General features: G+C 32.5%; 23 protein-coding genes and 1 pseudogene. 19 read left to right on the top strand and 5 right to left on the bottom strand.

What is annotated here, in order from left to right; all coding sequences use genetic code 11:
* Positions 1 to 4 precede the first annotated feature (4 nt).
* Positions 5 to 373 carry a VOC family protein gene (locus ACGHJ8_RS07905; protein WP_087357556.1) on the top strand — a complete coding sequence of 123 codons (369 nt, stop codon included), beginning with the start codon at positions 5 to 7 and terminating at the stop codon, positions 371 to 373.
* 29 nt (positions 374 to 402) lie between these two features.
* Here the strand turns inward: ACGHJ8_RS07905 and ACGHJ8_RS07900 are convergent, their stop codons facing one another.
* Positions 403 to 1,071 carry an MBL fold metallo-hydrolase gene (locus ACGHJ8_RS07900; protein WP_211964151.1) on the bottom strand — a complete coding sequence of 223 codons (669 nt, stop codon included), beginning with the start codon at positions 1,069 to 1,071 and terminating at the stop codon, positions 403 to 405.
* 26 nt (positions 1,072 to 1,097) lie between these two features.
* Positions 1,098 to 1,838 carry a YebC/PmpR family DNA-binding transcriptional regulator gene (locus ACGHJ8_RS07895; RefSeq protein WP_087357555.1) on the bottom strand — a complete coding sequence of 247 codons (741 nt, stop codon included), beginning with the start codon at positions 1,836 to 1,838 and terminating at the stop codon, positions 1,098 to 1,100.
* Between the two features lie 118 nt (positions 1,839 to 1,956).
* Between ACGHJ8_RS07895 and ACGHJ8_RS07890 the strand changes: the two genes are divergently transcribed.
* The 9 genes from ACGHJ8_RS07890 to ACGHJ8_RS07850 all read left to right on the top strand — a co-directional run bounded on the left by ACGHJ8_RS07890 (position 1,957) and on the right by ACGHJ8_RS07850 (position 13,188).
* Positions 1,957 to 3,114 carry an aminoacetone oxidase family FAD-binding enzyme gene (locus ACGHJ8_RS07890; RefSeq protein ID WP_211964152.1) on the top strand — a complete coding sequence of 386 codons (1,158 nt, stop codon included), beginning with the start codon at positions 1,957 to 1,959 and terminating at the stop codon, positions 3,112 to 3,114.
* Positions 3,098 to 4,648 (top strand): NAD(P)/FAD-dependent oxidoreductase, encoded by a 1,551-nt coding sequence (locus ACGHJ8_RS07885; RefSeq protein WP_390539711.1) that lies wholly within the window; start codon positions 3,098 to 3,100, stop codon positions 4,646 to 4,648. The genes ACGHJ8_RS07890 and ACGHJ8_RS07885 overlap by 17 nt, the downstream gene beginning before the upstream one ends.
* Before the next feature lie 109 nt (positions 4,649 to 4,757).
* Positions 4,758 to 5,462 (top strand): ABC transporter ATP-binding protein, encoded by a 705-nt coding sequence (locus tag ACGHJ8_RS07880; RefSeq protein ID WP_087245171.1) that lies wholly within the window; start codon positions 4,758 to 4,760, stop codon positions 5,460 to 5,462.
* Complete coding sequence (locus ACGHJ8_RS07875) at positions 5,456 to 8,509, top strand: FtsX-like permease family protein (RefSeq protein WP_390539709.1); 3,054 nt, start codon at positions 5,456 to 5,458, stop codon at positions 8,507 to 8,509. The genes ACGHJ8_RS07880 and ACGHJ8_RS07875 overlap by 7 nt, the downstream gene beginning before the upstream one ends.
* Before the next feature lie 168 nt (positions 8,510 to 8,677).
* Complete coding sequence (locus tag ACGHJ8_RS07870) at positions 8,678 to 9,829, top strand: ABC transporter substrate-binding protein (RefSeq protein ID WP_087357552.1); 1,152 nt, start codon at positions 8,678 to 8,680, stop codon at positions 9,827 to 9,829.
* Positions 9,830 to 9,884: 55 nt separating this feature from the next.
* Positions 9,885 to 10,760, top strand: coding sequence for a branched-chain amino acid ABC transporter permease (locus ACGHJ8_RS07865; protein ID WP_087357551.1), 876 nt, complete (start codon positions 9,885 to 9,887; stop codon positions 10,758 to 10,760).
* Between the two features lie 9 nt (positions 10,761 to 10,769).
* Positions 10,770 to 11,714: a branched-chain amino acid ABC transporter permease gene (locus ACGHJ8_RS07860; RefSeq protein ID WP_087296653.1), complete on the top strand. Its 945-nt coding sequence runs from the start codon at positions 10,770 to 10,772 to the stop codon at positions 11,712 to 11,714.
* Positions 11,714 to 12,478, top strand: a complete 765-nt coding sequence (locus tag ACGHJ8_RS07855) for an ABC transporter ATP-binding protein (protein ID WP_087357550.1) — start codon at positions 11,714 to 11,716, stop codon at positions 12,476 to 12,478. Before ACGHJ8_RS07860 ends, ACGHJ8_RS07855 begins: the two co-directional genes overlap by 1 nt.
* 11 nt (positions 12,479 to 12,489) lie before the next feature.
* Entirely contained in the window at positions 12,490 to 13,188 is a 699-nt protein-coding gene (locus tag ACGHJ8_RS07850; RefSeq protein WP_087296651.1) for an ABC transporter ATP-binding protein, read from the top strand.
* Between the two features lie 24 nt (positions 13,189 to 13,212).
* On the opposite strand, the gene ACGHJ8_RS07845 is transcribed toward ACGHJ8_RS07850, so the two are convergent.
* Complete coding sequence (locus ACGHJ8_RS07845; RefSeq protein ID WP_211964164.1) at positions 13,213 to 13,719, bottom strand: putative ABC transporter permease; 507 nt, start codon at positions 13,717 to 13,719, stop codon at positions 13,213 to 13,215.
* Between the two features lie 238 nt (positions 13,720 to 13,957).
* Here ACGHJ8_RS07845 and ACGHJ8_RS07840 point away from each other — a divergent pair, with 238 nt between their 5' ends.
* Positions 13,958 to 15,382, top strand: a complete 1,425-nt coding sequence (locus tag ACGHJ8_RS07840) for an immunoglobulin-like domain-containing protein (RefSeq protein WP_390539706.1) — start codon at positions 13,958 to 13,960, stop codon at positions 15,380 to 15,382.
* Between the two features lie 75 nt (positions 15,383 to 15,457).
* Positions 15,458 to 16,960 (top strand): NAD(P)H-hydrate dehydratase, encoded by a 1,503-nt coding sequence (locus ACGHJ8_RS07835; RefSeq protein WP_390539704.1) that lies wholly within the window; start codon positions 15,458 to 15,460, stop codon positions 16,958 to 16,960.
* On the opposite strand, the gene pgeF is transcribed toward ACGHJ8_RS07835, so the two are convergent.
* Positions 16,938 to 17,693 carry a peptidoglycan editing factor PgeF gene (gene pgeF / locus ACGHJ8_RS07830; protein WP_211964170.1) on the bottom strand — a complete coding sequence of 252 codons (756 nt, stop codon included), beginning with the start codon at positions 17,691 to 17,693 and terminating at the stop codon, positions 16,938 to 16,940. The genes ACGHJ8_RS07835 and pgeF overlap by 23 nt on opposite strands.
* A gap of 72 nt (positions 17,694 to 17,765) precedes the next feature.
* Here pgeF and ACGHJ8_RS07825 point away from each other — a divergent pair, with 72 nt between their 5' ends.
* Complete coding sequence (locus ACGHJ8_RS07825) at positions 17,766 to 18,044, top strand: hypothetical protein (RefSeq protein WP_087357546.1); 279 nt, start codon at positions 17,766 to 17,768, stop codon at positions 18,042 to 18,044.
* Here ACGHJ8_RS07825 and ACGHJ8_RS07820 read toward each other — a convergent pair.
* On the bottom strand, positions 18,016 to 19,656 hold the full coding sequence (locus ACGHJ8_RS07820) for an NFACT family protein (protein ID WP_205088843.1): 1,641 nt from the start codon (positions 19,654 to 19,656) through the stop codon (positions 18,016 to 18,018). The genes ACGHJ8_RS07825 and ACGHJ8_RS07820 overlap by 29 nt on opposite strands.
* A 92-nt stretch (positions 19,657 to 19,748) precedes the next feature.
* Between ACGHJ8_RS07820 and gmk the strand changes: the two genes are divergently transcribed.
* The 6 genes and pseudogenes from gmk (at position 19,749) to rsmB (ending at position 25,055) form a co-directional block, all read left to right on the top strand.
* On the top strand, positions 19,749 to 20,309 hold the full coding sequence (gmk, locus tag ACGHJ8_RS07815) for a guanylate kinase (protein ID WP_390539702.1): 561 nt from the start codon (positions 19,749 to 19,751) through the stop codon (positions 20,307 to 20,309).
* Between the two features lie 33 nt (positions 20,310 to 20,342).
* Positions 20,343 to 20,890, top strand: a pseudogene (locus tag ACGHJ8_RS07810) (rhomboid family intramembrane serine protease).
* Positions 20,887 to 21,090, top strand: a complete 204-nt coding sequence (locus ACGHJ8_RS07805; RefSeq protein WP_087357542.1) for a hypothetical protein — start codon at positions 20,887 to 20,889, stop codon at positions 21,088 to 21,090. The pseudogene ACGHJ8_RS07810 and the gene ACGHJ8_RS07805 overlap by 4 nt, the downstream one beginning before the upstream one ends.
* 2 nt (positions 21,091 to 21,092) lie before the next feature.
* Positions 21,093 to 21,524 carry a cytidine deaminase gene (locus ACGHJ8_RS07800; protein WP_087357541.1) on the top strand — a complete coding sequence of 144 codons (432 nt, stop codon included), beginning with the start codon at positions 21,093 to 21,095 and terminating at the stop codon, positions 21,522 to 21,524.
* A gap of 94 nt (positions 21,525 to 21,618) precedes the next feature.
* Positions 21,619 to 23,805 (top strand): primosomal protein N', encoded by a 2,187-nt coding sequence (priA, locus tag ACGHJ8_RS07795; protein WP_211964184.1) that lies wholly within the window; start codon positions 21,619 to 21,621, stop codon positions 23,803 to 23,805.
* 2 nt (positions 23,806 to 23,807) lie between these two features.
* Positions 23,808 to 25,055 carry a 16S rRNA (cytosine(967)-C(5))-methyltransferase RsmB gene (rsmB, locus tag ACGHJ8_RS07790; protein WP_390539699.1) on the top strand — a complete coding sequence of 416 codons (1,248 nt, stop codon included), beginning with the start codon at positions 23,808 to 23,810 and terminating at the stop codon, positions 25,053 to 25,055.
* Positions 25,056 to 25,059 lie beyond the last annotated feature (4 nt).

Here is a 25,059-nt window from a genome sequence, read left to right as displayed (position 1 = left end):
CGACATGAAAGCTGTATTTAATCATTGTAATATTAATGTTACAAACTTAGAAAAAAGTATCACATTTTATCAAAAAGCATTAGGACTTACTGTTGTCAGAGAAAAGGAAGCATCGGATGGAAGTTTTAAACTTGTTTATCTGACTGATTGTGAAGCCTCTTTTCAATTAGAATTGACATGGCTAAAAGATCATCCACAGGCTTATGAATTAGGTGAAAATGAAAGTCATATTTGTTTTGTTGTTGATGATTATGAAGCATATCATCAATTGCATCAAGACATGGGATGCATATGTTTTGAAAATGAAGCAATGGGACTTTATTTTATTCATGATCCTGATGATTACTGGCTGGAAATTGTACCACAAAAATGAGCAAAGAACCTTTGTGCAAAAGGTTCTTTTTATACGAGAATTTCAAATGTCTGATTTTGATGGATAACAGGCAGGATTTGAGCATGATAGGGATTGTCTAAATGCTCTTGTAATAGAAGTTTTGTTGTTTCATAGTGTCCAAAATAGTGAATTGGTAAAATGTATTTTGTTGGAACATGTCTTAAAAAAGCATTTAAGCCTAATAAATAGTCTTTTTCTTGACGAATATCCACAACAACACAAGCAAGATCAACTGGTTCTTTGATAGAACAGATTTCTTGGAGGTAAGTCTGTTTTTGATATATATTGTCTTGTTCTGGTTCACCTTCCCAATGCCACCAATGAAGATCACCAGCATGATATATTGTCTGATTTTCCACATGGACAAGAAAAGCACATCCTTCATCAGTAGAAAGCAGTGTGGAAATAGATAAATCATCTATTTGATAAGTTTGATGTATATCTACATAATATGCATCATATTTATGACGCAGTGTATTGGATAAAATATAAGTGATTTGAGGATGATGAATTTTAAAAATATGGGGATTATAATGATCATAATGACGATGAGAAACAAAAACATAAAGAGGTTTCTCTTGATTAAGGTGAAGTTCACCTTGATAATAATCAAATAAAAGCAAATGATTGTCTAACTCGATTAAACAACCACTATGATATAAATGTGTAACTTTCATATAAAAAAAGATAACATGCAAACATGTTATTCTTCTTCTCCATCATCATAATTTGAAACATTGTGATAAACTTCATCAACATCATCACAATCATTTAATAATCCCATTAATCTATCAAATAACATCATATCATCACCTTCAAGTTCAACATATTCTTGAGGTGTTGTTGTAATATCATCTACATCAAATTCAATATCTTCTTTAACAGCTTCAATAGCAGTTTTAATTTTATTTAAATCTGTTGGTTCACCAGTGATTTTAATACGTCCATCTTCTAATGTTGTAATGTCTTTAGCATCAACATCTCCCATCACTAATGCTTCTAATACTTCATCTTCACTCATACCACTTAAAATAACTGTACTTTCAACATTATATAAATAAGCAACAGAACCTTCAGCTCCTAATTTAGATTTTGCTTTTGTAAATGCTGGACGAACTTGTGATATTGTACGATTGATATTATCTGTTAAACATTTCACGATTAATGTAGAATTACCTGGACCAAAACCTTCAAATTGAATAGGTTCATAATTTTCAGTCACACCACTTTTGACTTTATCAATAGCACGTTTAATAACATCAGCAGGAACTTGTTCTTTTTTTGCTTTGTCTACTAAACGTCTTAATGCTAAATTTCCATCTAATTCTGGTCCACCAGCTTTCGCTGTTAAATAAATTTCTTTTCCATATCGTGAATATAATTTTGCTTTTTTGGCAGCTGTTTTTGCCATTGCAACTTTACGCACTTCATGTGCTCTACCCATGATTAAACGCCTCCTTTAAAAATTCCTTTAGTATTATAAACATTTTTTAGTGATTTTTCAATAAAAAATGGTATAATCACTATATTTCATCATGAGAGATTAAAGAAAGGAGTCTGCCGTGAAAAAAATTGTTATTGTTGGAGCAGGAGCATCTGGTGTTTATTTATCACTTTTATTAAAACAACAAATGCCCCAAAATCAAATCATAGTTTTAGAACAAAATAAATCCCCATTAAAAAAATTATTAGCTACAGGAAATGGAAGATGTAATCTATCCAACAAAAAAATGCATTCACAATATTATCAAAGCGATCAACTCAAAATGGTTCAATCAATTATTCAAGATTTTGATATGGTTGAACAAATGCAAAAAATAGGACTCTATTGTGTTTATCAAGGTGATTTGCTTTATCCTAAAAGTGAACAGGCATTGTCTGTGAGAAACGTTTTCATGCAGCGTAGTGAAGAAGCTGGGGTTGTCTTTCAATATGAACAGGAAGTTTTACAAATTCAACGACAAAAGCATCAATATCTCATCAAAACAAATTCTCAAAATATTATCGCTGATGTTATTGTATTGGCGATGGGAAGTGAAGCAGGGAAACTTTCTGGAATGAATACATCACGTTATGAGATTTTAAAACAAATGCATTTAAAAGTAGTTGAACCAGTGCCTTCGCTTGTGCAATTTTATACATCTCCTGTCTTCAAATCTTTAAAAGGTGTAAGAGTTAAAGGAACATTTTCGTTAGTTGAAAATGAAAAATGTATCCATCAGGAAAAAGGAGAATTATTATTTACTGATTATGGTGTTAGTGGAATTGCAGTGATGCAATTATCGTCTTTTTATCAAAAACATCATCATTATCAATTATATATTGATTTTTTTGATGAATTAAGCCACAATCAGTTATGTCAATTATTGTCTAAACAATCTTCTTTATTTTTAGAAGGATTGATGAATCATAAGATTGCCAAAGCATTTCAAAAATATCAGTATCTTTCAATAGACCAGCTTGTATCATTATTGAAGCATTATCCATTAGAAATCAAAGGAATCAGAGAAGCTTCTTATGCCCAAGTTATGAAAGGAGGTCTATCTTTAAAGGAAGTAACAGAAGATTTGGAATTGAAACAATATCCATGTATTTATGCAATGGGAGAAATTTTGAATGTTGCAGGAATGTGTGGGGGTTATAATTTACATTTTGCTTTTGCCAGTGCTTATCGTGTTGCAAAAGCAATAGAAAGGAATGTCTATGTTAAGAATTCATAATTTAAAAGTAAAACTTGGTGAAAAACGTTATGCAAAAATCATTTCTCAAAGTTTAAATGTTCGTGAAAAAGAAATTCAAAATGTTTCGCTTGTCAAACAATCTTTGGATGCCAGAAGACAAAATGTCCATTGGATTTGTAGTTTTGATTTTACTGTTTCCAATGAAGAACAGTTTTTAAAAAGATTTCCTCAGCTTCAAAAAGTACAACCTTATCAATATCAGTATTTACCATCAAATGATCAAAAAGTCATGATTGTCGGTAGTGGTCCAGCCGGACTGTTTTGTGCCTATGTTTTGGCTATGAGTGGTCAAAAGGTCACAGTGATAGAAAGAGGACAGGAAATTGAAAAACGTGAAAAAGCGGTTCAAGATTTGCTTGAACATGGTCTATTACATAGTGAAAGCAATATTGCTTTTGGAGAAGGTGGTGCAGGAACTTTTTCAGACGGGAAATTGACAACAGGTGTAAAAAATAAGCGTATTCGTTATATTTTAGAAACATTTGTAAAGTTTGGAGCACCAGAGGATATTTTATATCTGCATAAGCCACATATTGGAACAGATTATTTACGACAGGTTGTTCAAAATATGCGTAAGTTTTTAGTGTCGAAAGGTGTCACTTTCTTATTTGAAACAAAAATGATTGATTTTCAAAAAACAGAAAGTGGTTATCAGATAACAGTTTTACAAAATTATCAAAAGAAGATTTTGAATAGTGATTTACTTGTTTTAGCCATTGGACATAGTGCCAGAGATACATATGAAATGCTATATCAAAAAGGTATCCCTCTCCAACAAAAGCCTTTTGCTGTAGGAGTTCGTATTGAACAATCGCAACAGAAAATCAATCAGATTCAATACAAGAAAAGTGCCTCATCACCATATTTAAAGGCGGCCAGTTATAAGTTGGCTGTGCAAAGTGGAAAAAGAGGTGTTTATACATTTTGTATGTGTCCCGGTGGTGTTGTTGTACCATCACATCATGAAGAACAGACACTTTGTGTCAATGGGATGAGTTATTATGCCAGAGATGGTCAAAATGCCAATAGTGCCATTCTGGTTACAATATCAACGGATGATTTTGAAAGTTCCCATCCATTAGCTGGTATTGCCTTTCAAAGAGAACTTGAACATAAGGCTTTTGAATTGGGTGGGAGCAATAACTTTGCACCAGTACAAAGAGTGCAGGATTATTTACATCATGAAGTGAATCCCTTAGGTCAAATTATTCCAACTTATCGTCCGGGTTATCGTGTATGTGATTTGAATGAACTGTTCCCTGATTTTATCAATCAGGCACTGCATGATGGTCTTATTCAAATGAATCAAAAAATGCATGGATTTATAGATGAAGATACAATCATCACAGGTATTGAAGCCAGAAGTAGTGCACCTGTTCGTATTTTAAGAGATGCTTCTTATCAATCATGGGAAGGTTTATATCCAATAGGAGAAGGAGCTGGATATGCTGGAGGAATTATGTCATCAGCTATTGATGGAATCATGTGTGCAGAACAGATTTTAAAAAAATAGGAAGGAATTGTCTTTAATTCCTTTTTATTATGTAAATTTTTGTTATTGTGATGACATTGTTTTTTTTTGGATGAAAATATGTTACACTTATAAAAAGGGTGGTATCAATATGAGTGCTTTAATTGAATTTAAAAATATTGTTAAAAGTTATACGATGGGGGATATAACGATCAATGCCAGTGATGGGGTTAATTTTATTGTGAATAGAGGGGAATTTGTCGTCATTGTTGGGGCTTCTGGAGCTGGAAAGACGACTATTTTAAATTTACTGGGAGGAATGGATTCACCAACCAGTGGTTCTATTCTTGTTGATGGCGAAAATATTGCTTTATATGATGAAAAGAAATTAACAGAATATCGCCGTAATGATATAGGGTTTGTATTTCAGTTTTATAACCTTGTACAAAACTTAACGGCTTTAGAAAATGTCGAATTAGCATCACAGATTTCTCAAAAACCTTTGGATGCCAGAAATGTTTTAGAGCGTGTTGGTTTAGCTGATCGAATGATGAACTTTCCTGCACAATTATCTGGTGGGGAACAACAACGTGTTGCCATAGCAAGAGCGATTGCTAAAAATCCAAAACTTTTGTTATGTGATGAACCAACTGGAGCATTGGATTATCAGACGGGGAAGGCAATTTTATCTTTATTAAGGGAAATGTGTGATACTTATCAGATGACAGTCATTGTGATTACTCATAACTCTGCTTTAGCACCGATGGCAGATCGTGTGATTCATTTAAAAAATGGAAAGGTCAATGGGGTTGAAATCAATGAAAACCCACAACCAATCGAGGAAATTGAATGGTAAAAAGAAAGAAAAAAGCTTATTGGAAAAATCTCAGAAAAACAATTTTAACATCTAAAGCAAGATTTTTTTCCATTTTTGCGATTGTATTTTTAGGTGCGGCTTTTTTTGCAGGGTTAAGAAATACACCGGGAACAATGACTCAATCAATGGATCATTACTTGGACAAACACCATTATGCTGATTTAACATATATGGCATCATTAGGTTTTTCCAAAGATGATATTAGTGAAATTCAAAATATATCAGGTATTGAAGATATTCAATATGGTTATCAATTTGATGCTTTGATTCATCATAATGATTCACTGGCAGGAGTTACTGTTTACGCCAGTGAACAATATGATCAAGATATGCTTAATCAACCTTATCTGGTTGATGGGCGTTATCCTCAAAAAGACAATGAATGTGTCATTGATGAAGAAATGCTGGCAGAAGATTATCAGATTGGTGACGAGATTTCTATTCATAATGATCAAGGTGAAAAGACTTTTAAAATCGTTGGTGTTGTGAATGATGTTCGTTATATTGCTATTACGGATCGTGGAACGAATGCTTTGGGTGATGGAACGAATGCTGGATATATTGAAATTTTAAATGAAAACAATGATTTTTTAGCTATGCCAGAAGATCTTTATGAATTACGTGATGAAGATATTTTATATAATCAGATTTCTGTCTGTGTAAAGGGAGCTAAAGAATATAATGTTTTCAGTGAGGCATATGATGATTATATTGAAGATGTGAATACAAAAATAAAAAGTACTTTATCATTAAAAATGAGTCGCTTGTATGAAGATTTGACAAGTGATGCCAAAACAAAATTAGATGAAGCCCAAAAAGAATATGATGAAGGTTATCAGACATATAGTGATTCTAAAGATTTGTTTGATGAAAAGATATTAGAGGCTAAAATTCAATTAACGAATGCGAAAATCACATTGGCTACAAAAGAAGCTGAATATTTAAAAGCTCAATCAACAGCATCTTCACAAATTCAAGACATGTTAGAAACAATTGAAAGTACGAGTGAGGAGTTAAAAGGGAATTTAGAAAGTTTACAAAAAGAACTTGAGAATTATCAAAATGAAAATACTGAAAATATTTCTCCAGAAGTGCAAAAATCAATAGCTAGTTTAGAAAAAATGGGAGATATTCTTAAAAATGCATCTTCCTCATTAGATGGATTGACGCAATTGAATGAAGCTTCTATTGCGATTGAAAATGCTAAGCTTGAAATTCAACAACAAGAAAATCAATTGACTTTAGAAGAACTGAAAACAAATAATGAATTAGAAAAAGCTCAAGACAAATTAGATCAGGCAAAATCGCAGTTAGATGAAGCCAGAGATCAAGTGGATCAGATTCCTAAAGGAAGGCTTTATACTTTAACACGTCATGAAAATTCAGGACTTGTGAATTTTGATTCTAATAAGGATTCTATTTCTTCTATTGCAGATATTTTCCCATTAATGTTCTTCCTTGTATCAGCTTTGGTTTCATTAACAACAATGACGAGAATGGTGGAAGAACAAAGAAGTCAAAGTGGAACATTACGTGCTTTAGGTTATTCTAAATGGGATGTCATGAAGCAATATATCATATATGTTATTTTTGCAACCTTTTTTGCCTGTATTTTAGGAATTGTTTCTGGAACACAATTTTTCCCACGTATTATTTATTATTTATATAATTTAATGTTATTTCAAGTGGATGCACCTATTTCGATTTATGCCAGTACATGGGTTTTGCTGGAAACAGTTTTTATATCGGTATTTGTTATTTTGGCAGTCACACTCTTTGTTTGTATGAGTGAATTGAATTTGATGCCAGCGGTCTTAATGCGACCTAAAGCACCAAAAGTTGGAAAACGTATTCTTTTGGAAAGAATTCATTGGTTATGGCGTCGTTTGTCTTTCAATCAGAAAGTAACAATGCGTAATATTTTTAGATATAAGAAACGCTTCTTTATGTCTGTGATTGGGATTGCTGGATGTACAGCTTTAATTATTACCGGCTTTGGTGTTAAATCTTCTGTATCACAGGTTGTTGATAAACAATATCAAGATGTTTTTACATATGATTATCTTGTTCGTTTAGAAGATAGTGTTTCAACCAAAACAGCACAGAATTATCAAAAAGATTTATTGAATCGTAGTGAAGTTGCAAATGTGGAATATGTTTTAAATAAGAGTATTAATATCTTAAAAGATAAAGAAGATTTATATGGTTCATTAATTGTTTATCAATCAATGGATAATATGAAAAACTTTGTTCAGTTTAGAAATTATCAGACATATAAAGATTTAGTTCTTGATGATGAAGGTGTTATTTTAACCGCAAAAGCAGCTGAATTGCTTGGTGTGGAAGATAATGATACAATTGATATTGAACTCAATGAAACAAAGTATAGTGTAAAGGTTTCAGGTATCACAGAAAACTATTTTATGAATTATATTTATATGTCCCAGACTTTATATGAATCATTGACATTACAGGATCTGGAAGTGAATAATGCGTTCTTGATTTTACAGGATGATCGTGCTTCGAGTCAAAAAACACTGGAAGCTTATATGCAGGACAAAGGTTATGGAAATTTAACCAATGTATCATCAATTGGTGAAGAATTTGATAAACAGGTTCAAAGTGTAAATCTGGTTGTTGTTATTTTGATTGTCTGTGCAGGAGCTTTAAATTTCATTGTCCTTTATAACTTGACAAATATTAATATTCAAGAACGTAAAAGTGAGATTGCAACGATTAAAGTTTTAGGTTTTAGACGTAAAGAAGTTTATGATTATATCTTTAGAGAAAATGTTCTTTTATCAGTGATTGGTTCTTTACTGGGAATGATTTTTGGTTATTTCCTTCACAAGTTTATTATTTTGACGGTGGAATTGGATATGACAATGTTTGTTAGACAATTAAATATCAGTAGTTATATATATGCTATTATTATGACTTTAGGTTTTACTTATTTTATTAATTTCACAATGCGACATGTTTTAAATAAGGTTGATATGGTGGAATCTTTAAAGAGTATTGAATAGGGAGTGGAATCATCCACTCCTTGTTTTATAAAATAATATATTTTTTATTAAATAAATAAATATTTTTATGATTTTTAGAATATTTAAAAAAATAATGATATTTTTTATTGACTTGTATCAAATGATAAGTATAATAATGAATATATTTAAAAAAAAGGGGAGAGATATATGAATATAAAAAAAGTTATGTCTTTAATGGCTGTGTCAAGTATGTTGGTTGCTTGTGGTGGAGGAACTGGTGGTTCTTCGGCTACAGAATTAAAAGATGGGGATACAATTAAAATTGGATTTGTTGGTCCATTAACTGGAGAAACATCAACTTATGGAATTCCAGTTAAAAATACTATTGAACTTGCCATAGAAGATTATAATAATTCTGATGATGCAAAATATAAAGTAGAATTACTAGCTGAAGATTCTCAAGGTAAGGAAACAGATGCTGTAAATGCTTATAAAAAATTAGTTGGTGAAAAGGTTGTTGGAATTGTTGGTCCGGTTATTACGGCTGAAGGTTTAGCTTTAGGAGAGGCATCTAAAGCTGATGGAACACCAATTGTTTCACCAAGTACTTCTGGTGATAGTATTACTTTAAATAATGATGGAAGTACAAGAAGCAATTATTTTAGAACATGCTCTAATGACTCAATGGGTGGTCAGACAATTGCGACAGCTATTGGTGATGGTCGTATTAATGTTAAGAAAGTTGCTATTTTAACAAATAGTGGTAGTGATTATAGTCAGGGATGTACAGATTCATTTGTTGCTCAGGCAAATAAAGATGGTACACAAATTGTATTACAAGAAAAATATCCAAAGGATACAAAAGATTTTGGAAGCTATATTACAAAAGTAAAACAATCAGGTGCAGATGCTGTTTATATTCCAGATTATTATGAAATGATTGCAACTATGGTTGGTCAATTTAAAAATGCTGGTTACAACGGTACATTCTTAGGAACTGATGGTTGGGATGGCGTTTTATCAGTTAAAGATGTTGATAAATCTATTTTCAATGGAGCTTATTATACAAATACATTCGATGACCGTGTAGAAGATGTACAAAATTATGTAGCTAAATATAAAGAAAAATATAACAGTGATACAAACATGTTTGGAACAATGGCTTATGATGCAACTTGGGTATTATTAAAAGCCGTTGAAGCTGCTGGAACAACTGATTATGCTAAAATTTGTGAACAGTTAGAAAAGACAAATTATGATGGTATTACAGGTCATTTTGAATTTGATGATCAACATAATCCAACAAAAGAATTGGTTGTTAAAACTATTAAAAATGGTGAATATAGTTATTTAGATTAGAAGAAAAATAAAGGAGATTTTTCTCCTTTATTTTTTTAAGTCAGGAGGTTTACAAATGGAATTTTTAACACAAATCATCAATGGATTGAGTACGGGTGGAATGTATGCACTTGTTGCCATTGGTTATACAATGGTATATGGGATTGCTAAAATGATTAATTTTGCTCATGGTGAAATTATTATGGTTGGCGCATATCTGGCTTATGTGATGACAACTATGGTGCAGACACCCATTATTGTCAGTGTTTTAGTAGCAATTGCTGGATGTGCTTTATTAGGTGTTGTGACAGAAAAAGTGGCTTATAAGCCCCTTAGAAATAGTGGGAGTTTAGCTGTTTTAATTACTGCTATTGGTGTTAGTTATCTGTTACAGAACTTATTTTTGATTTTATTTGGCTCTGCTGCCAGAACTTTTCCTCAATATATGCCTAGTGGTACAGTATCTTTTTTTGGAGCTCATATTACGTATGTCGCTTTGCTTTCACTTATCTTAACTTTTATTTGTACTGGATCATTGCTTTTGTTTATAAACAAAACAAAATTGGGAAAAGCAATGCGTGCTGTCAGTGAAGATCGAGGAGCTGCAGAATTAATGGGAATCAATGTGAATACAACCATTTCTCTAACATTCGCCATTGGTTCTGGTTTAGGAGCTATTGCAGGTATTATTTATGGTATGAGTTATTCTTTGATTAATCCATATTTAGGTGCCATGTTAGGTATCAAAGCTTTTATAGCAGCTGTTCTTGGTGGAATTGGAAGCATTCCAGGAGCAATGGTAGGTGGATTGATTATTGGTGTTGCTGAAGCATTTACAATTTCATATATTTCATCTGCTTTTTCAGATGCAGTTGTTTTTGGTATTTTAATCTTTATTTTATTAGTTAAACCAGCAGGATTGTTTGGTCAGAATATGAGAGAGAAAGTGTAGGTGATAGGGATGAAAAAGAAACAAATAAAAGATTTGATTATATCCTTTATCATGGCGCTGATTATTTATGGAATCATTATGTTTTTAATGAGTGCTGGAATTGTTGATTATTATTGGTCAGGAATTCTCATTATGGCTTGTATCAATGTTATTTTAGCAACAAGCTTGAATTTAGCGAGTGGTTATTTAGGACAGTTAACTTTAGGACATGCTGGATTTATGTCCGTAGGAGCTTATACATCTGCTTTATGTAGTTTATATCTTCATTTCCCATTTTTATTAAGCTTATTGATTGGTGCTATTGCTGCCTGCCTGATTGGCGTTGTTATTGGTATACCAACATTAAGATTAAAAGGTGATTATCTTTGTATCATTACTTTAGCATTTAATGAAATTATACGTGTTATTATGCTTAATTTAAGTATTACAAATGGTGCCAAAGGATTGATGGGATTTCAAGCAATGAATATTGATTTTTCTGTCTATTTTTTAAGTGCAGTCATTACAATCTATGTCATTTACTGTATTGTTAAATCACGTCATGGGCGTGCCATTATTTCTATTTGTGAAGATGAAACAGCCAGTGAGTTGTCTGGTATTCCTACATCATATTATAAGATCTTAGCTTTTGCTATTTCTGCTTTCTTTGCTGGGATTGCAGGTGGATTATATGCTCAATATATGGGAATGCTGGTTCCTTCTACATTTGATTATAATAAATCAGTAGAAATTTTAGTTATGGTTGTATTAGGTGGATTAGGAAATTTAAAAGGTTCTATTATAGCAGCTATTATCATGACGATATTGCCAGAGTATTTAAGAGCATTTGCAGATTATCGTATGTTACTTTATGCAATTGTTTTAATTGCTGCAATGATTATCAAAGAAAAAAATTTAGTGCCTCGTATTAAAGCTAAATTTTTTAAGAATAAGACTGTGGAGGTGGATGACTGATGAGTTTGTTAAAAGCAGAGGGATTAGGAATCCAATTTGGTGGTTTAAAAGCTGTTGATGAGTTTAATTTTGAAATGGATAAAGATCAATTATATGGTTTGATTGGACCAAATGGAGCTGGAAAAACAACAGTATTTAATTTATTGACAGGTGTTTATAAACCAACGAGTGGACAAATACTTTTTGATGGGAAGTCACTTTTAAAGATGACACCTACGCAAATTACACAATTAGGGATTGCAAGAACATTTCAAAATATTCGATTGTTCAAAAAGATGAGTGTTATTGATAATGTTAAGGTTGGATTGCATCATTCTCAAAATTATTCATTATTATCATCTATTCTTCATCTTCCAAGTTATTTTAAAGGTGAAGAAGCTATGCAGGAAATGGCTATGAGCTTACTTCGTGTTTTTGATTTAGAAAAATATGCTGATGTCAAAGCTGGAAATTTACCATATGGAAAACAACGTAAACTAGAAATAGCAAGAGCACTTGCAACGGCACCTAAACTTCTTTTATTAGATGAACCTGCAGCTGGGATGAATCCTATTGAAACAGAAGAATTAATGGAAACGATAAAGATTGTAAGAGAAAAATTTTCTATTGCGATTTTATTGATTGAACATGATATGAAACTTGTTATGGGGATCTGTGAAAAAATTGCAGTCTTAAATTTTGGTACAGTCTTAGCGTTTGGAACTCCAGATGAAATTAAAAATAATCCTGATGTGGTTGCAGCATATTTAGGAAATGAAGAATAGGGGGGATGACCATGTTAAAAGTTGATCATTTAAATGTTTATTATGGTGTGATTCATGCTATTAAAAATGTAAGTTTTGAAGTGAATCAAGGTGAGATTGTGGCTTTGATTGGAGCTAATGGGGCTGGAAAGACATCTATCATGCATGCTATTAGTGGATTGGTAAAACCTAAAAGTGGTACGATATCTTTTATGGGGGATGAGATTACAAAACTTCCTGCACATAAAATTATTGCCAAAAATTTAGCTCAAGTTCCTGAGGGTAGACGTATTTTTGCTCAATTAACGGTTCAAGATAATTTGGAAATGGGTGCTTATTTACGTACGGATAATAAAATAGGACAAGATTTAGAAAAGGTTTATCAAAGATTTCCACGTTTAAAGGAACGTAGAAATCAATTGGCTGGAACACTGTCAGGTGGAGAACAGCAGATGTTAGCAATGGGGCGTGCATTAATGTCAAAGCCAACGCTATTATTGTTAGATGAACCATCAATGGGGTTATCACCTATTTTGGTTAATGAAATTTTTGACATTATTAAAAGTATTAATAAAGATGGAGTAACGGTGTTATTAGTTGAACAAAACGCAAATAAAGCACTTTCAATTGCTGATCGTGCTTATGTCCTTGAAACTGGAAATGTGATTGTGTCAGGGAAAGCCAATGAAGTGGCAAATAATCCAAAGGTAAGAGAAGCTTATCTTGGTTAAAGAAGATTGGAATGATCTTCTTTTTTAATGAATTTTAATACCCTTTTTTTGAGAGGGAAAAAGGCGTTCACCATAGGCTTTTAAAATAAAAGAAATATATATCAGACTGCAAAGATAACAGGCATCATGTGATAGGGATAATGAAGTGATGAAAGGATGTATATGATAAAGAAATACACCACTTAAAACACACCATAATAAAAAGTATGATAAACATATCCTTCCTTGATAATGCAAGTGATGATGTGAATAATCCCAACAACGTGTATGAAAACATTTTTCGATATAATAACTGCTTACAAGTTCTAAAAGTGTCATCAAGATACCACCTATAAGACAAGTAAAAACAACGGGTAAAGTTATCAAAACAGGCTGACAAAGAATGAGGATACAGGCACCAAAACCATATAAGGGAATATATGGACCTTTCAATAATCCAGAGGAACACCATTTTTTTTGAAATAATGAAACATAAAAAGACTCAAGCCAGTATCCTAAAAAACAATAAATTGAAAAATAGACAATAATCATAACATTCTCCTTTTTGTATTTTATTTTATGAAAAAACTGTCAAAATATGATTAAATATGGACAAATGAGTTCATAATTTGTATGAAAATAGTTATAAATTCAAAAAAAGTTAATTAAAAAAACATTGATTTAATCAATATAATTTTAATTTCTTAAGAATTTCTTAAGAAAGTTGTGGACTTTTTGTGAACGTTGTTTTATAATTCTAATTGGGTATATTATTGAAAGGAGGCAACGAATGGATAGTAATATTAAGACGAATTTATTAGAAATGATGCAAGAACATGTTTTAAAACGTAAAGCCATGTTCATTCCGATGTTATGTATTTCAACATTTGGTTTGGTTGGTTATGCAGCTGTTGATAAAGAAAAACCAACAATCGAAGCTAATAAGATTGAAGTTCTTTATGGAACAAAGCTAGATAAGACGATGTTCGCTATTTCTGATAATCGTGATTCCCTAGACGCTATGGATGTAAAGATTGATGATACATCATATGATGCATATCAATTGGGTATATATAACGTCGAAGTAACTGCAACCGATATGTTCTCAAATATAAGTACAAAGGTTGTTCAAGTAGAAGTTGTTGATAAAACAGCTCCTGAATTGAAGCCAGTAGGTGGAAGTCAAGGTTATGTTATTAATGTGGAAGCGAATGGAAGTAAGGACATTACACAATATGTCAATGCTTCAGACAATGTTGATGGTGATGTCACACCATTCATTGAAACAAACAAGAAACTTGATACTTCAAAACTAGGATCACAAATGATTGAATTGAGTGTTTCTGACAATGCTGGAAATACAACACAACAAACAATTGAATTCTATGTTTCAGATACAACTGCTCCTACGATTAGTTACAAGAAGGGATCTACAGTTACAGTAGACTATGGTTCTCAGTTTGACTATTCAGATTATGTCAAAGTTTCAGATAACTTTGATAAGACTGTTAAATCTATTGATGTAGATGGAACAGTGAATATGAAAAAGGATGGTAAAACAACTTTAAAAATTACTGCTAAAGATTCTTCTGGAAATACATCTGAAAAATCATTAACAGTAAAAGTGGGTGACTTAAGTGCACCGAAGATTAGTTTATCTAAATCTTCAGTTGAAATTACAAAAGGTAAGAGCTTTAGTGCTAAGAAATATCTAGAGAGTGCAACTGACAACAAAGATGGAAATCTGACTTCTAAAGTCAAAATCAGTAGTTCTGTTAACACGAAAAAAGCTGGTAAGTATACAGTCACATACAGTGTGTCAGATAAAGCTGGAAATTCAACTTCTAAATCTTTGAAAGTCACAGTTGTTAATCCAGATGATATTGCTCCTAATAAAGGAATGGTAGCTACTGCAAAATCACGATTAGGATGCCCATACAAATGGGGTGCGACTGGACCAAGTTCATTTGACTGTTCAGGATTTACTCAATGGGTATATCGTAAAAACGGTAAGAGTATCCCACGTACATCTAGTGCACAAAAGAGTGGAGGAAGAACAATTTCTCTATCTAAAGTAAAACCAGGTGATATTGTTTGGCGTCCAGGTCATGTAGGAATCTACGTAGGTGGTGGTAGAGTTATTCACTCTCCACATAGTGGGGCTGTTGTTAGCTACACAAGTCTAAGTGGATTTACTTGTGGTGTAAGATATTAATGATCAAAAACTGTAATGAATTGATTTCATTACAGTTTTTATTTTGGTATAATGAAAGAAATTGAGGTGATAGAAATGTATATTGGAAGTCAGGCTTTGATGAAAAGATATGATGCCTGTTTATTAGAACAGGGATATACTATTGAAGAACTGGTGGATAAAGCAAGTGATTGTTTATATAAGCATATGTCAGGACGTTCTTTTGCAATTGTCTGTGGACCAGGCAATAATGGGGCGGATGGTTTATCTCTTGCTATCAAGCTCTTTCAACAAAAAAAAGAAGTTCATGTTTTTATCTTTGAAAATGGCGAACATCTTTCTCAGGCTAATTTATATTATCTACAACAATGTTATGATTTATCTATCCCTGTTTCTTTATTTCAACAGGATAATTTAGATGAACTGATCCAATGTATGGACTTATATGAAACCATTGTGGATGCAATTTTTGGGTTTGGTTTAAACAGTTGTCCAAGAGGGATTTATCAAAGTGTCATTGAAGGAATGAATCAGTTATATGATCATGAAGTGATTGCTGTGGATATTCCAACAGGGTTACAATGTAATACAGGGAAGCCTTATCAAAGTGTTGTTTATGCAACGAAGACAATAACTTTGAGTGCGATAAAAAATGGTTTTTTGAATCCCGATAGTCGCTTTTTTACGGGAGAAGTCATTGTTGAAATGCTTGATGCAAGAGATGTTGGAGAGGCAGCTGGTTTGTATCAAATGGGCAATGCAAAGATGATCATTCCATTGTTGAAAGAAAGAGTCTTTGATGGTTATAAAGGAACATATGGATATACTTGTCTGATTACAGGATGTCAGGAATATAAAGGTGCGGCTTTACTAAGTGCTAAAAGTTGTGTCTATAGTGGAAGTGGGATTACGACTGTTATGAGCGATGAAAGTGTCATTAATGTTTTGACACAGTTTTGTCCAGAGGCAACAGCTGTTTTAAGACCACCTGTTTTACAAAAAGATGATTTTGTGAAATATGATGCTTTATTGATTGGATGTGGCTTAGGACAAAGCTTAGATAGCTATCGTTATGTTATTGACTTATTGGAAAAAACACATCAGCCACTGGTTATTGATGGGGATGCTTTAACAATTTTATCGGCTCATGTTGATTTATTAAAAAATCAAAAGCGTGATATTATCTTAACGCCCCATTTAGGGGAATTTCAGCGTTTATGTCCTTTTCAAGAAGACGATGATATGCTGGAAATAGCACAAAATTTTGCGAAAACATATCATGTGACATTGGTTTTAAAAGGACCATATACAATGGTCACAAACGGATATGAATCATATCGTGTTATGGCAGGTCATAAAGCTATGGCAACAGGGGGTATGGGAGATGTTTTAGCAGGTATCATTACAAGTTTTTTAGGACAAGGTTATCAAGCCATACAGGCAGCTTTATTAGGTGTTTTCATACATGGGTATACTGGTGAACAATTAGCCAAAAAAGCTTATACAGTGCTGCCATCACGCCTCATTGAACACTTACCAGAAGTGATGGATGAGATGATAAAAAGTAACCCGAAGGTTACTTTAGAGAAATCAGTGTAATATGACGATGAGGACTTTTATCTCGACGATAGGAGAAAAAGAGGTCCTCATTTTCTATTGTACAATAAGGAGAAACTGTAATATGACTTTTTGGAACGTGTAATTCTAATAATTGTTGTTGAATTAATCCTTTACTATCTAAAAGATAAGCTCCATCTTCTTTTTGAATATAAAAGCGACTTGTATCAAAAGACATTTTCTTGACTAAATCAATAATATCATCTTTGGCTTCAAAATGACGTTGTTCAATGGAAGGACCAATATAAGCATAAATATGTTGTGGCTGACATCCTTCATTTTCAATTAAATGCTGTGTTACTTTTTTAACGATTTCACCTACTGTTCCTTTCCATCCTGAATGAATGGCAGCCACAATTTTTTGATCTCGACAATACAATAAAACAGGACAACAATCAGCATGAAAAGTCCATAACCATAAATGACGATCTCTTGTATACATCGCATCATAACCAATCAAAGCATCATCACGACTCCACATTCCTCTACCACCATCACTATGATGGACTTCAATAAAACGTGTAGTGTGTTGTTGTAAAGTGGCGACCATTTGAGAAAGATCGCTATGAAGTGTTTTGGCTAAGCGTTGACGATTTTCTAAAACTTGCTGATCATCAATGCCATTAAAACTCATGTTCATGATGCGTCCATGATCTTCACGACAAGTTGTATAAGCTTCTATTTCATTAAAACAATTCCATTCTATTAATTTCATAATGACTCCTTTCAAAAGCCCTGCCTTTTTTGATGTTTTGACATACATTAAATAATGAAGGAGGGATGAATAATGTTTCAACAATCTTGTGGTTGCCAAAACATGAACTCATGTTCATGTCAGGCTCAACAAATGAATAATGGATATATGAATGGTTGTCCACGACCACAACCTTTAGTAGCTCCTAAAAAAGTTTGTGTAACAAATCAAATTACACCTGTTCCGCAACCTGTGATTTGTCCTATTGAATGTCGTCGTGTTAACCATTGTATGTATTACCCAGTCTTTTATCCTGCTTATGAACAAACATTTGTCAATGCTTCTATGAATTCACCTTATGGATATCGTTAAAAAGACTTTCATCAGGATCAATGTAAATGGTTGAATAATGAGATAATATCACCTGACCAGGTTTACCACCTTGTGGCTTTTTCAATGTTTTGACTAATGTATAATTTACAGGTACGGACGAACTGTGCTTTCCTTTAGAAAAATAGGCGGCTAATTGACTGGCAAGACGAATGGTATATTCATCTAAATTCTGACTATGCACAACAACATGGCTTCCAGGCATGTCTTTGACATGAAACCACATATCATTTTTGGCAGCCATCTTAAAGGTAAGGTAATCATTTTGCAGATTATTCTTACCTACATAAATAGGAATCTGATCTTTAGTTATATAGGTTTCTATATGAAGTTTTTGAGGTCTATGCACCTGTTTTGTTTTTTTCTTTTTGAGATAACCTAAATTCTCTAATTCTTCTTTAATCTCTAAAGCATCATAATAAGAAGCATTATCCATCATTGTGATTAAAGTATCAAAATAATGAATTTCATTTTCTGTAATTTGAATTTGTTCTTGAAGATGGGATAATGCTTTTTTTGCTTTTTGATATTTAGCGTAATATTTATTGGCATTTGTCTTTCCATCATATCTTTCATCTAAAGGAATCGTCATCATTGTACCATCATAATAATTTTCTACAGTGATTTCTTTTTGTCCTTTTTTTAATAAATGTAAATTAGCAAACAACAAATCTCCTTTAATACGTAAATCATCACTATTTTGGGATTCAAATAATGTTTGTTGTAGTTTGTTTAATTTATGAACATTTCTTTGATATTCATTTTGAATGAATTTAGCTAAATCCGATGTTTGTTGTTTAATACGATCTTTTTCATCAATTAAATCATAATGTTGATCTAAGCCATCAAAAAGTGGATAAGTCGTATACTCCTGATGTAAATGTGTAAGAGGAATAACATGGAAATATTCCTTATCTTCTTTTTTATGAATATACAATGTTGTGGAATGATGGAGTAACGTGATAATATCATGGAATGCTTCTCCATGATCCATGCGATATAAAACTTCTTTAGATAATTCTGGAGAGAATCCCTGATATGTTTTGGTTAAATTATCTGTTTCTATCCAATCTGTTGTATAAGGGTTGTATTTTTCAATTAAAGGTGGTTTTTGATATATTGCACCGGGTTGTAAAATACGAGCACTCATAGAAGGGGAAACACGTTTTAAACAATCAATAATTTTATTGTTGTGATATGTTAAAATAGCATTTGAGTGTTTTCCCATGATCTCTAAATAAATGTGATATTTTACTGTATCCTTTAATTCATTGACACCAATTATTTCAATATCAACAATACGATCTAGCTGCATTTGTGTTATTTTTTCAATATATGCCCCTTCCAGATGCTTTCTTAATAACATCGTTAAAGCATTAGGAGATGCAGGAGTTGGATAACTTAACTGTGTTAATTGCATTCTCGCATAAACAGGATGTATTGAAATGAGTAATTTGTAATTTTCTCTTTGAGCACGAATATGAAACAAAAGTTCATATTGTGAAATTTGATATATTTTATTAATTCTTCCTCGTGTGATTTGATTTTGTAGCTGTTCTACAACACGAGATAACATAATTCCGTCATAAGCCATTTTTCATCACCGTTAAATAGTATAACATATTTCAAAAAGAATTGACATTAAAGTTACATTCATGTAGTATTGTTTCAAAGGTGGTGGAGAGATTGAAGAAGGGACTTTTAATTATTTTAAGTGGACCAAGTGGTGTAGGGAAAGGAACAGTTCGTCAAGAGCTTTTTAAAGATGAAAGTTTGAATTTGGCTTATTCTATTTCTATGACAACAAGAAAACCTCGTCCAACTGAAAAAGAAGGTGTTGATTATTTCTTTGTCAGTGAAGCAGAATTTAAGGATAAAATTGAAAAAGGTGAATTGTTGGAGTATGCCCAGTTTGTAGGTAATTATTATGGAACACCTCAATTTTATGTTGAAAAGTTATTAAGTGAAGGTAAGAATGTTGTATTGGAAATTGAAGTTCAAGGGGCTTTGCAGGTCATGGCTAAATGTCCTCATGCATTAACGATTTTTTTAGTACCCCCATCAATGGAAGAACTGGAACGTCGTATTCGTGGTCGTCGTACAGAAGAAGAAAGTATTGTACAGGAACGACTTGCTAAAGCAAGAAAAGAAATAGCAACACAAAATGAATATAAATATGTTGTAGAAAATGATGATGTTGTTGCAGCTAAGAAAAAGATTGCTCAAATCATCCAAGACAATCTGTAAGCACCTTAGGGTGTTTTTTTAGGAACTAAGGTTATGAGATGGAAAATGAGTTATTTATGGATAGGCATATGGCTTATCTTTTTGATTGTTGGTATGCAGACATCATGGTTTGATGCTTTAAGCAACAAAGGTTTTCAAATCATTCATCATGAATATTATCGTTTGATAACAGGGTTATTTTTACATGTGAATCTTTTACATTTTGCTGTGAATGCTCTAGCGATTTCATATCTTGATATCTATATTGACCAGCGTATAAAAGCAGGAACTTTATTTTTATATCTTTGCTTGGAGGGACAATTGCTCACATTATTTTTAGTTTGATTTATCCAGAAAGTATCAGTGTTGGAGGGTCACCTGTTATCTTTAGTTTGTTAGGGTTCATTTTGATAATGCGTTCTATTTTACCAAAATTTCATTTTCGTTCTCTTTATGGAAAATGGATTATTGTTTATGTGATATTTGCTCAAATTCCTTTCTTTTCAAGCAATATATCAACATTTGTTATTCATTTCATTAGTTTTATTATTGGAATGCTTCTGGCATATCTTTATCGTCAATTCAAAGGAGTAAAGTTATGAAAAAAAGTGGTTGTTGTCCAAAATGCGGTCATCATGATATACTTTATGTTCCCGCAAAAGGTATTTACAGGCGTAATGCTTATCAAGATATTATTGTTGATTATCATAAGCTTAAAGTTGAACAATATATTTGTAAAACATGTGGTTATGTAGAATCATATATCTGTGAAGATCATCTCAAAAAGATGGAGGAATTATAGAAATGGATATATGGGAAAAGTTATATCAAAAAGCTAAAGAACAATATCATCCTCAAGAGGTTTCACCTTTTATTTACGCTCATCATGTCGTTTGTGCATTAGAAAGTGAAAATGGTGAGATTTATACCGGCTTTTGTATAGAAAGTTGTGCCGGTGTGATGGATTTATGTGCTGAAAGAGTTGCGGCGTTAAATATGTATATTCAAAGTCAACAGACTGTTGTCAAAAGAATGATAGCCTTTCGTGATCAGCCTCCTTTTGGTAAAGGGAGTGGAATGCCATGTGGAGCTTGTCGTGAGTTTTTTATGCAGCTTAATGAAAAGAATCAAGACATGGAAATTATGGTGGATTATCAAACACGTGAAATTGTCACATTAAAAGAACTTTTACCTTTATGGTGGGGTGAAGAACGTTATCAAGAACAGAAGTCATAAAGCAGACATTTGTCTGTTTTTTTATTGAAATCACAAGGAACTCTTTTAAAAAGGAATGTATTTATGGTAGAATAATGCAATAGGTGGTGAGTCTATGTATATTGTAAAAGTATTGGTTGAACATCCTGTTCATTCTTTAGATACGACATTTGATTATTTGAGTCATGAACCATTGTTAAAAGGTATTCGTGTATGGATTCGTTTTGGTTATCAAAAAATCATAGGGTATGTTGAAAGTATCGAGGAAACAGTGCTTTCTCAAGAGGAACTTGAAAAACAGGTAGGGTTTCATTATCAGTATATCATAGATGTTATTGATGAAGAACCGTTATTAAATGAAGAACTTCAAGATTTAGCCAATCAGCTTTCTCGTATGACCTTATCACCACGTATTTCATGTTTGCAGGCGATGTTGCCTACTCAATTAAAACCGGCATCACATCAAGCTGTTGGAATGAAGACACAGTTATGTGTTGAAGTTATAATGGATCAATCAGCAAAAACAGTAAAACAGCAGGAATGTCTTTCTTTTTTAAAGAAACATCCTGATATTCCTTTAAAAGAGGTTCCCTATAGTCGTGCTTTATTAAAGAATTTAGAAAAACAGGGTTGTATACAAATCATTGAAAAAGAAGTTTATCGTCAACCTTTTTCTATGACACATCAGGCTAAACATATTCAATTGACTGTTCAACAACAAAAAGTTGTTGATGGTATTCTTTCTCATCAAGGAAAGGTAGCTTTATTACATGGTGTGACGGGTTCTGGAAAGACAGAGGTTTATTTAACACTGGCGGCACATTATTTAAAAAATAATCAAGCAGTGATGATGCTCGTTCCAGAAATTTCTTTAACACCGATGATGGTCGAAGTTTTTCGAGAACGTTTTGGAGATCAGGTGGCGATATTGCATTCACGTCTTTCTCAGGGAGAAAAATATGATGAGTATCGTCGCATTAAACGTCAGGAAGTCAAGATTGTTGTAGGAGCAAGATCGGCTGTTTTTGCGCCATTAGAAAATATTGGTATTATTATCTTGGATGAAGAACATGATCCAAGTTACAAACAGGAAAGTAAACCACGTTATTTAACCTCCCAGATAGCGAAAATAAGAGCCAAAACACATCATGCCAGTGTCGTACTGGGAAGTGCGACACCTTCATTAGAAAGCTATGCCAGAGCTTTAAAAGGAATTTATGATTTATATGAATTACCTGATCGTATTAATCAAAAACCTTTACCCCATGTTGAAATTGTGGATATGATTCAACAGACACGTCAACACAATTATTCTTTGTTTTCTATTCCAATGAAACAAAGTATTCAAACAACCATTGATAAAGGAGAACAAGTGATTCTTTTATTAAATAAAAGAGGTTATGCTACATATGTACAATGTCAAGATTGTGGTGAAGTTTTGAAATGTCCTCATTGCGATGTTACATTAACTGATCATCGTAGTGAACATAAATTAAAATGTCATTATTGTGAATACATGATAGATTATCCTCGTGTATGTCCTCATTGTGGATCAACTCATTTTAAAAGTATAGGATATGGAACGCAAAAGATTGAAGAAGAAATAGAAAAGTTATTTCATGGAGCGAAAGTTTTACGTTATGATGTAGATACAACTCGTCAAAAAAATGGACATTTGAAATTATTGGAAAAATTTAGAAATAAGGAAGCCAATATTTTGTTAGGTACTCAAATGATTGCGAAAGGATTAGACTTTGAAGATGTGACATTTGTTGGTGTTTTGAATGCAGATTTGAGTTTAAATGTTCCAGATTTTCGTGCCAGTGAACGTACTTTTCAACTGTTATGTCAAGTATCTGGACGTAGTGGGCGTGGACAGAAACAGGGACATGTGATTATTCAAACTTATAATCCTGATCATTATGCGATCACTTGTGCAGCGAAGCATGACTATGTGTCTTTTTTTCATCAAGAAATGAAATATCGTCAAGTAGCTAAATATCCACCATATTGTCATATGGTCAGTATATTGATTCAATCTAAACAAGAAAAGTGGATTCATCAAGTGGCTATGGATGTGAAAAATTATTTACAGACGCATAGTCATCAAACCATCATATTGGGTCCCGCTAAAAGTACAATTTATAAAATGCAGGATATTTATCGTGAACGTATTTTAGTGAAGTTTTTAAACTCAAAAGATATCTATGAAGCATTAAATAATATCAATGATTATTATAATAAACAACAAAAAGGAAAGGTGAGAATTGTCTGTGATTTTAATCCGTATTCACAGATATAATTATGGAAAGACAATTAGCATTAGAAATACTATTGAAATTCAAACAGGAACAAAGTTATCTGAATTTAACGATCAATCATTATTTTCAACGTTATTCATTGACTAGACAACAAAAAGATTTGATTACACGTATTGTTTATGGAACAGTTCAAAATATGTTGTTGTTGGAATATATCTTAAAGCCTCATTTACATATGCGTGTAAAAGCATTTGAAAAGATGCTTTTATTGATGAGTCTTTATCAACATGAAATGATGGATGCTATTCCAGATTATGCGATTATCAATGAAGCTGTAGAATTGGCTAAAAAGAAAAAGGGGATGAAAACATCACGTTTTATTCATGGTGTTTTACAAAATGTATTTCAATCTTCCTATCAGCTTGATGATTTACCACCATTAGAAAGACTATCTATAGAAACAAGTCATCCTTTATGGCTTGTTAAAATGTTGAATAAACAATATGGTGATAAAGAAACAAAGCGTATCTGCCATGCTTTTTTAGAAGTTCCTCGCCACTGTGCCAGAGTGAATACCCTTTTGATTTCACGTGAGGAATTGTTGAAAGATAATCATTGGCAAAAAGCTGACTTATCACCAGATGGTCTTTATTATACAGGACATCATATTGCCTCCAGCGAGGCTTTTCAAAAAGGTTATGTCACAGTTCAAGATGAATCCAGTCAGCTTGTGGCACGATTATTGAATCCTTCAAAACAAGATTATGTTTTGGATATGTGCTGTGCACCGGGCAGTAAAACAACGCATTTAGCGATGTTAATGAACAATCAGGGATGTATTGAAGCATATGATTTATATGAACATAAAATTCATCTGGTAGAAAAGCAGTTGACACGTTTACATGTTCAAAATGTGAAAACACATGTGGGAGATTCAACCACTTTAATGCAGGTGTATCCTCAAGAAACATTTGACAAGATTTTATGTGATGCACCATGCAGTGGTTTAGGCGTTTTAGCAAGAAAACCAGAAATCAAGTATCATGACAGTTCATCTATGGATGAAATTATGGTGATTCAAGAAAAATTGTTAGAAAATGCATATTTTTTATTGAAAAAAGGTGGTAATATTGTATATAGTACCTGTACAATCAATAAAAAAGAAAATGAAAAACAAATAGAAAAATTCATAACGAAGTATCCTGATATGAAAAAAAGAAAAGAAGTGACCATTTTACCATATCAGTATCATAGTGATGGTTTTTATATGTGTCTATTAGAAAAGGAATGAAAAT

Source organism: Massiliimicrobium timonense, assembly GCF_042850985.1.
In the GTDB taxonomy this organism is placed as follows: domain Bacteria; phylum Bacillota_I; class Bacilli_A; order Erysipelotrichales; family Coprobacillaceae; genus Allocoprobacillus.
The sequence above is the reverse complement of the archived record's forward strand: the minus strand, read 5'-3'. Positions and strand labels throughout refer to the sequence as shown.

Bases quoted from the DNA above. Each gene is read 5' to 3' on its own strand.
- ACGHJ8_RS07905 (WP_087357556.1), top strand. From the start codon at position 5: ATGAAAGCTGTATTTAATCATTGTAATATTAATGTTACAAACTTAGAA.
- ACGHJ8_RS07900 (WP_211964151.1), bottom strand. From the start codon at position 1,071: ATGAAAGTTACACATTTATATCATAGTGGTTGTTTAATCGAGTTAGAC.
- ACGHJ8_RS07895 (WP_087357555.1), bottom strand. From the start codon at position 1,838: ATGGGTAGAGCACATGAAGTGCGTAAAGTTGCAATGGCAAAAACAGCT.
- ACGHJ8_RS07885 (WP_390539711.1), top strand. From the start codon at position 3,098: ATGTTAAGAATTCATAATTTAAAAGTAAAACTTGGTGAAAAACGTTAT.
- ACGHJ8_RS07880 (WP_087245171.1), top strand. From the start codon at position 4,758: ATGAGTGCTTTAATTGAATTTAAAAATATTGTTAAAAGTTATACGATG.
- ACGHJ8_RS07875 (WP_390539709.1), top strand. From the start codon at position 5,456: ATGGTAAAAAGAAAGAAAAAAGCTTATTGGAAAAATCTCAGAAAAACA.
- ACGHJ8_RS07870 (WP_087357552.1), top strand. From the start codon at position 8,678: ATGAATATAAAAAAAGTTATGTCTTTAATGGCTGTGTCAAGTATGTTG.
- ACGHJ8_RS07865 (WP_087357551.1), top strand. From the start codon at position 9,885: ATGGAATTTTTAACACAAATCATCAATGGATTGAGTACGGGTGGAATG.
- ACGHJ8_RS07860 (WP_087296653.1), top strand. From the start codon at position 10,770: ATGAAAAAGAAACAAATAAAAGATTTGATTATATCCTTTATCATGGCG.
- ACGHJ8_RS07855 (WP_087357550.1), top strand. From the start codon at position 11,714: ATGAGTTTGTTAAAAGCAGAGGGATTAGGAATCCAATTTGGTGGTTTA.
- ACGHJ8_RS07850 (WP_087296651.1), top strand. From the start codon at position 12,490: ATGTTAAAAGTTGATCATTTAAATGTTTATTATGGTGTGATTCATGCT.
- ACGHJ8_RS07845 (WP_211964164.1), bottom strand. From the start codon at position 13,719: ATGATTATTGTCTATTTTTCAATTTATTGTTTTTTAGGATACTGGCTT.
- ACGHJ8_RS07840 (WP_390539706.1), top strand. From the start codon at position 13,958: ATGGATAGTAATATTAAGACGAATTTATTAGAAATGATGCAAGAACAT.
- ACGHJ8_RS07835 (WP_390539704.1), top strand. From the start codon at position 15,458: ATGTATATTGGAAGTCAGGCTTTGATGAAAAGATATGATGCCTGTTTA.
- pgeF (WP_211964170.1), bottom strand. From the start codon at position 17,693: ATGAAATTAATAGAATGGAATTGTTTTAATGAAATAGAAGCTTATACA.
- ACGHJ8_RS07825 (WP_087357546.1), top strand. From the start codon at position 17,766: ATGTTTCAACAATCTTGTGGTTGCCAAAACATGAACTCATGTTCATGT.
- ACGHJ8_RS07820 (WP_205088843.1), bottom strand. From the start codon at position 19,656: ATGGCTTATGACGGAATTATGTTATCTCGTGTTGTAGAACAGCTACAA.
- ACGHJ8_RS07805 (WP_087357542.1), top strand. From the start codon at position 20,887: ATGAAAAAAAGTGGTTGTTGTCCAAAATGCGGTCATCATGATATACTT.
- ACGHJ8_RS07800 (WP_087357541.1), top strand. From the start codon at position 21,093: ATGGATATATGGGAAAAGTTATATCAAAAAGCTAAAGAACAATATCAT.
- priA (WP_211964184.1), top strand. From the start codon at position 21,619: ATGTATATTGTAAAAGTATTGGTTGAACATCCTGTTCATTCTTTAGAT.
- rsmB (WP_390539699.1), top strand. From the start codon at position 23,808: ATGGAAAGACAATTAGCATTAGAAATACTATTGAAATTCAAACAGGAA.